This is a genomic window from uncultured Corynebacterium sp. (genome assembly GCF_947253065.1).
Classification (GTDB): Bacteria; Actinomycetota; Actinomycetes; order Mycobacteriales; family Mycobacteriaceae; genus Corynebacterium.
Genome location: NZ_CAMXWS010000058.1, coordinates 1 through 6,583, shown reverse-complemented (window position 1 = coordinate 6,583; position 6,583 = coordinate 1). Strand labels below are relative to the sequence as shown.

Below are 6,583 nucleotides of genomic sequence, written 5' to 3'. Positions count from 1 at the left end.
GTTCCCACCACCGTCACGGTCACTGCCGACCCGAAGGATCTCCCGTCCTCCTATGACTTGTACGTGGCACTCGGCGATTCTTATGCCGCGATGGGCTCGGCCTCCGGCCCGTTTGAGGGCCCGGAATTCTGTGCCCGCAGCGAAGACAATTACCCGCACAAATTGGCCAAGCTCTACACCGGCATCAATGAAAAGCGCGGCTTTATCGACGCCACCTGCCAAGGTTCCACCACCGACCACCTGATCAACGGTCGCACCATCGACGAGAAGCTCAATGCCGAAGAGGCCGTGGAAAAAGAATCCGAGAAGTCCACTGCTGAGACAACAGCCTCGAAGCCAAAGACCCCGAGCACACTAGCCCCGCAGATCGACGCACTTGAGCCGGATACAGACCTGATCACTCTGTCGATCGGTGGCAACGACATCAATTTCGGCCCATGGAGCCGCTGCATCACCGGAATGATGGAAGGCAAGGGTGAGGACGACTGCGACGATGGCCTGTACGACGAGACCGCCCGCGCTGTCGTTGATCTCCCGGCGCGGCTCGATGAGATTTACGCAAAGATCCACCAGAAAGCACCGAACGCGACCATCATCACCACGGGTTATTTGCCAATTGCTTCGCTTCAGGACGAATGCGACGCCACCGCCGACCTCCCCAGCGGCACCTTGAATTGGGCCGCTGGCCTGACGGTGACCATGAATGCGATGGTCCGCGATGCCGCCGCACGCAATGGCGCGCTCTATGTCCTGCCTGCAAATGCTGATTTCCATGGCGTGTGCGCCCCGAAGAATGAGCGCTGGACAGACCCGACGGGCAAGGAAACCAATTCCTTCCCCGCCCACCCCACTCCCGCTGGGCAAAAGGCCATGGCAGAAGCCATCGCAGACGTGTTGAAAAAGCTTTAGACCGCCACGTCGTTGTACGGCATCACTGTCGATAGCCAGGGGAAGACGACTTCCATGAGCAGAAAGAACACTGCGACCACAAGCGCGATCACGATGAGTGCTTTCACCGGGGTCGGGCCGGGCAATAACCGCCACAAAGCTCGGTACATGTCTATTTTCCCTTTCCGCTCTTCAGCGCTGGCGGCAGACCAGCTTGCTTATCGCGCTCGTCTGTCTGCACCGCATGAATGATCATTCGTTCCGCATTGGAAAATTGCGGGTGGCACGTAGTCAACGTGATCACGCGTTCCAGGTTCTCCTCGGTAGCATCAGGGGATTCTGGCAGCGGTGCGAGCACACTGGTATCGCTCGGCACAGTGATATGCCTTCCCAGTACATGCGCATACCTGCCGGAAACGACCTCCGCGCGCAATGGCTCTTCCAAGCAGCTTGCCGACGCTTCCCGTGCCCCCTGCCCTTCCTCCATCGGCAGGACACGATACGTGAACCACTTGTCCTGGGTCTCCACCACAATCGCATCACAAGCCTCCAACCGACCCAGATCATTGAATGGCGCGCCCTTGCCCACACGGTGTCCAGCCAACGCGAAATTACCGGGCTCATCAGGCATCTGCGTGTCCTGATAATGCCCCGGACCAGTCAGAAGTGTCTGATCATCAGTTCCTTCCAGCACCGCGTAGGTGTAATCCACCCCGAAGGAAGGAATGAAGAGTTGCGCGAATGCCTCGCCCATTTCGGGGAGGTGGGTGGTGCGGGGATTACGCCATTCGTCGGCAAGCTGGTTTTGTGCTTCTTGCTGCATCTCGCCTGAGCGGAGATTGGTCCAAAAAGCCTCATAAAACGCGAAAAGCAGCAAGACAACGCCAAGCGTGAGAAAGATTTCACCAATGACTTCACGCACTGTGATCTGTGCGCTTCTCTGGGTATCGGATTCGCAGTCGCCAGATATTTCCACGCTTGAGGGCATGGCTTAACATTAACGCACACCCAGTACCCGGCTTACGGAGGATTTCACGCACTCATGCTGCTCGAAGCATTCGTCTGGCCGGTATCCGCAGTGATGAAGCTGTGGCACTGGCTCCTTGCGCAAGTATTCACCGTCGCCCCCGATACCGCGTGGGTGCTGTCCATCATCCTGCTCGTCGTCACCGTGCGTGGATTCTTGGTGCCATTCAACTGGTCCATGTTCAAATCCTCTCGCATCATGCTCATGATGCGCCCTGAGCAGGAAGAGTTGGAGGAACGCTACGGCAAATCCACTGACCCGCAAGACGTGGCCGCGCATGATGCAGCACTGAAGAAGCTGAACAAGGATTACGGGTACAACGCAATGACCGGGTGCATCCCGCCCTTGGTACAGCTCCCGTTCATTCTGGGTCTCTACCGCCTGTTGATGTGGATGTCCGTGCCCGAGAACGGCCGCACCGACACCAATATCGGCATCCTCACTCCCGAGGACATCGCGAGCTTCCTCGACGCCTCCTTCATGGGTGTTCCCCTGCCCGCTTATGTGTCCATGACCTCCGAGCAATTCGCCGCACTCGGCACCACGGGCGACCAGGTCCGTGCCGTGGGCATTCCGCTGTTGATCTTCGCCCTGATCTTCACCACCATCAACACCGCGGTCTCCCAGTTCCGCTCCCGCATACATCTGGACTGGAATCAGTCGACGTCGCGCAAGATGTACAAGACCATGTGGCTCATGCTGGTCATTATTCCCATCTCGCTCGGCTTCGTGGGCATGACCGGTCTGATCCCGGTGGCTCTGTTGATGTACTGGTTCCTCAACAACCTGTGGACCCTGACCCAATCCGTAATCATGTGGTACTTCCTGGCAAAGAAGTACCCGCTGGAGGATGTCCACAGGAACCAGATCATCTCTTCGCGCACTAAGGCCACTCAAGAAACACGCGAAGCTAAACAAGCCAAGCGCACTGCGAAGCGGTCACACCGTCGCCGGACTCTAAATGCCCTGGCGCACCCCACCACATTCGGTCAGGTCCGCCGCGATATCAAGGCAGAAAAGGCCGCCGCAAAGGCTGAACGCCGTGGTGAAAAGGCAGAAAAGAAGACCTTGAAGAAGGAGCGGAACAAAGCGCGTTCCGCCAACCGCAAGGCCGAAATGGAAAAGCACCGCCAGCTACGGCAGCAAGCTAAGGAAGCAAGAAAAGCAGCGGCTCAACAAAAGACTGAGCAGACTCCCGACGATCAGATGGAATAATCAGCCGGCGGTGCGGAGAGCATCTGGCGCGCCAGATCCTTAGCCGTGACCAACGGGCCATCGTCTCGGCTAATACGCGCACCAGTCATGCCGCCGTCCAAGAAGATGAGTAGCTGGCTCGCTTGGGTGCCCGACGGGTAGCCATTCTTCTTATCTAAAAGCTCCGTCATCGTTGCGTGCATCCAGTTTCGGTGCTCAACGCACGCAGCGACGATATTCCGCTCGGACTCACATTCCGGTCGCGGGTATTCAGTAGCAGCATTGACAAAGGGCGAGCCACGGAAGTCCTTTTCCGGCTCCTCCTCAATGGCCATGTCAAAAAACGCCAGAATTTTCGAGTCCGCATCAATCATCGAAGCGGTCCGCTCCGCCCAGCGCGTGCGGTACTCCGTGTCCAGCTGCTGCAGATAAGCGATGACCAGGTTGTCCTTCGAACCAAGCAGCGAGTACAGCGAGGCCTTAGCCACGTCAGCCTCGCGGAGAATCCTGTCAATGCCGATAACGCGGATTCCTTCTTCGGTGAACAGCTTCGTCGCCGCATCTAGAAGACGCTGACGTGGGGCCGGACGATTCCGTCGGCGCGACGCCGGTTTCTTCTTCGCGGTACTGGCGCTGCCCTGGGTCACCACAACTCTCCTTCCAGCAGAACAATAACGCTCAACATAATAGACAAACCGGTACGTTCATTCAACGGGAGGGCAGGTCAGGCACGCATAAAAAGACCCCGGCCCCCCATTGCGGGAAAAGACCAGGGTGAGTCGAGCGAAATGCTCGGCCAAAAAATCAGCGATTTTTAGCGACGGCTACCCGTCACCTTGTTTACGATCCACAGAACGATGACCGCACCGAAGATACAGGTAAGGAAGCTGAAGAACATTCCCTTGCTCTCCACATCCACGAAGAAGCTAAGCAGCCAGCCACCGAGCAGACCACCGACGACACCGCAGGCGATGTTGGCGAAGATGCCCATGGAAGCGTCACGGTTCATAATCATGGATGCGATCCAACCAGCAATACCGCCGATAATGATCCAACCGATGATCCCCATAGAAATAGTCATTGTGCGTTTTCCTTTCTTTTAAAACACAGATGCAATATCCATTATGCCTGCATCAATTAATTTTTGGGCAACGCTACGCCCACGGTTGGATAACGAAAGATAACAGTTTTCCAACCGAGGGCTATCAAAGATCAGGTATTACCTCGGCAAACGCTCCGGGCGAACGACCATCATCGGGCACGGAGCTGCCTGCAGCAACGCACGCGAGGTGGAACCAAGAAGCATGCCCTTGAAGCCGCCACGGCCGTGGGAGCCCGTGATCAAAAGCTGAGCATTCTTGGACTGGTCCACCAGTGCGCGGACCGGACGATCACGCGTGACCACCTTGGTCAGCTTCACATCGGGGAATTTCTCCACCAGCGGTGCAAGCTCCTTGTCGAGGCTCTCCTTGCGCTCCTCTTCGAACTGCACCCACTGCTCATCCCCCAGGATCGCACCAGCCATCGGCTCGTGCACCTGGTTCTCCAGGTAAGTGTGCACGGCGATCAATTCAGCACCACGTGCATGCGCCTCCTCAAATGCCACCTGGGTAGCCTTCACGGAGACATCGGAGCCGTCGACGCCGACAACGACCGGGCCGTACTTGGTCTCCGGGGTGACAGCATTGTCTTCGCGGACAACGACGACCGGGCACGAAGCGTGCGCCACCACAGCAGCAGAGACTGACCCCAGCACCATGCCGGACAGGCCACCAAGACCACGGGAGCCCATGACGATCATGGTTGCTTCCTTGGACAGATCGAGCAGCATGTCGATCGGGGAGCCTTCAGCGATCGTGTGATCGACCTCCAGGTCCGGGGCGACCTCAAGAGCAATCTCACGAGCTGCCTCGACCTTGCTCAGGCACTCCCTCTGCAGATCGTCGAAAAGCTCTTGCGGAGGAACCATGCCTTCTGCGTACAGGAACTGAGGCATCGTGTACGAAGAAGCGAGACGCAGCGGAACACCGCGCTTCAACGCAGTATTCGCCGCCCAGCGAACAGCGTTATTTGAAGGTTCGCCGCCGTCGACGGCGACAATGACCAGATCGTGGTGGCTCATAAGAAAGTGCCTTTCCGTTCCCTACGTCGTGACACACCAAAGATGGTGTTCACCTGACACTTTCATTGTAACCCTGCCAACAGATCGTTGGCCGGACTGTTTAGCGCGGAATCTCGATCGGGAACGCGGCCTCAGCGTTCGCCGGGAAAAGAGCGGTGTAAATGGTCCACAGGACATCAGCGATCGCCTTGCCAATGCCGGTGCTGAAGAAGTCAGTGAGCTGCGAAATAATTGCGTCGAAATTCATGAGGCTAAAGTTAATACATATGCCACGCCCAGGGAAGCAAAAGCGTCAACCACCTCTACCCCCGCGGGGCGGACTAGGTGCTACGCGCGCACGCGTCCCTGAAGGCGAACCAATCGCTGCCTGGGACTTCATTTGGCATCTCGTGTCGTCACAGCGACACAGGCACCCAGAAGATGACCAAACCGCCGTGAGCAAACGGTTCGCTGACAACGAGGTCGTGCTTATCGACGCCTCCCCGCTTACCCCTTCTGACCTTCTATATCCCGGAACGGACGTCTATTTCTATCGCCGCCCAGCACCTGAAGAGCGCGTGCCATATGAGGTTGAGACGGTCTACGAAGATGACGCAATAATGGTGGTAAATAAACCGCCATTTTTGGCGACCATGCCCAGGGCATCCCACATCACTGAGAACGTGACAGTGCGTCTACGGCGCTCTACCGGCAACGAAGAACTCACCCCCGCTCACCGACTTGACCGAATGACATCTGGCCTGTTGCTTCTGACCAAGAAAGCTGAATTTCGGGGCGCCTATCAAGAACTCTTTGCCCGACGTGAAGTGGAGAAAGGCTACGAAGCAGTGGCAGAAGATATCGGATTGAAAGCACCCCTGTCGTGGGAGCACCACATTGAAAAGAACGAGGGTGAACTCGCTTCGAAGATCATCCTTGACCGCGATCCGAATGCGCTGACTCACGTCACCGAAATCACCCCGCTGCCAGACCGTCCGGGCGCTGCCCGGTATCTTCTCCACCCGGTCACGGGACGTACCCATCAACTTCGGGTGCAGATGTTTCATGCGGGAGCACCCATCTATGAGGATCCCGTGTACCCAAAGCTTCTACCGCTCGAAGACGAGGACTTCAATGTGCCCATGCTGCTTGCCTCGGTGGCTTTGAGTTTTACCGATCCCCTTACCGGGGAAAACCGGGTGTTCAAGGCCGAAGGATGGTCCGGCATGCCCATTCCTGACTCTATTCTTCAATAACCTTCGGGCTTCACGGCATAAGAAAAGCCGGCTACCGAATCCCGTATGGACTGGTAGCCGGCTACTAATGAAGTTTTTGGTCGGCGGTAACTTACTCTCCCACACCCTCCCGAGTGC

General features: G+C 57.1%; 9 protein-coding genes. 3 read left to right on the top strand and 6 right to left on the bottom strand.

The features are described 5' to 3' along the window. A partial coding sequence (locus tag Q0X21_RS09690; protein ID WP_297851678.1) for an SGNH/GDSL hydrolase family protein occupies positions 1–909 on the top strand: 909 nt, incomplete at its 5' end. On the opposite strand, the gene Q0X21_RS09685 is transcribed toward Q0X21_RS09690, so the two are convergent. Next, complete coding sequence (locus Q0X21_RS09685; RefSeq protein ID WP_297851677.1) at positions 906–1,058, bottom strand: hypothetical protein; 153 nt, start codon at positions 1,056–1,058, stop codon at positions 906–908. The genes Q0X21_RS09690 and Q0X21_RS09685 overlap by 4 nt on opposite strands. Positions 1,059–1,060: 2 nt before the next feature. Beyond that, a complete protein-coding gene (locus Q0X21_RS09680; RefSeq protein WP_297851676.1) occupies positions 1,061–1,876 on the bottom strand; it encodes a class E sortase in 816 nt (271 codons plus the stop codon). Positions 1,877–1,930: 54 nt separating this feature from the next. On the opposite strand from Q0X21_RS09680, the gene yidC reads away from it, so the two are divergent. Next, a complete protein-coding gene (gene yidC, locus Q0X21_RS09675) occupies positions 1,931–3,130 on the top strand; it encodes a membrane protein insertase YidC (RefSeq protein WP_297851675.1) in 1,200 nt (399 codons plus the stop codon). Here yidC and Q0X21_RS09670 read toward each other — a convergent pair. The 4 genes from Q0X21_RS09670 to Q0X21_RS09655 all read right to left on the bottom strand — a co-directional run bounded on the left by Q0X21_RS09670 (position 3,118) and on the right by Q0X21_RS09655 (position 5,478). Next, on the bottom strand, positions 3,118–3,756 hold the full coding sequence (locus Q0X21_RS09670) for a TetR/AcrR family transcriptional regulator (protein ID WP_297851674.1): 639 nt from the start codon (positions 3,754–3,756) through the stop codon (positions 3,118–3,120). The genes yidC and Q0X21_RS09670 overlap by 13 nt on opposite strands. A gap of 167 nt (positions 3,757–3,923) precedes the next feature. Next, complete coding sequence (locus Q0X21_RS09665) at positions 3,924–4,190, bottom strand: GlsB/YeaQ/YmgE family stress response membrane protein (RefSeq protein WP_297851673.1); 267 nt, start codon at positions 4,188–4,190, stop codon at positions 3,924–3,926. Between the two features lie 138 nt (positions 4,191–4,328). Then, positions 4,329–5,231 (bottom strand): universal stress protein, encoded by a 903-nt coding sequence (locus Q0X21_RS09660; protein ID WP_297851672.1) that lies wholly within the window; start codon positions 5,229–5,231, stop codon positions 4,329–4,331. 100 nt (positions 5,232–5,331) lie between these two features. Further along, positions 5,332–5,478 (bottom strand): hypothetical protein, encoded by a 147-nt coding sequence (locus Q0X21_RS09655; protein WP_297851671.1) that lies wholly within the window; start codon positions 5,476–5,478, stop codon positions 5,332–5,334. Here Q0X21_RS09655 and Q0X21_RS09650 point away from each other — a divergent pair. Continuing rightward, positions 5,414–6,466, top strand: a complete 1,053-nt coding sequence (locus tag Q0X21_RS09650; protein WP_297851679.1) for a pseudouridine synthase — start codon at positions 5,414–5,416, stop codon at positions 6,464–6,466. The two genes, Q0X21_RS09655 and Q0X21_RS09650, sit on opposite strands and share 65 nt — an antisense overlap. Positions 6,467–6,583: the final 117 nt, after the last annotated feature.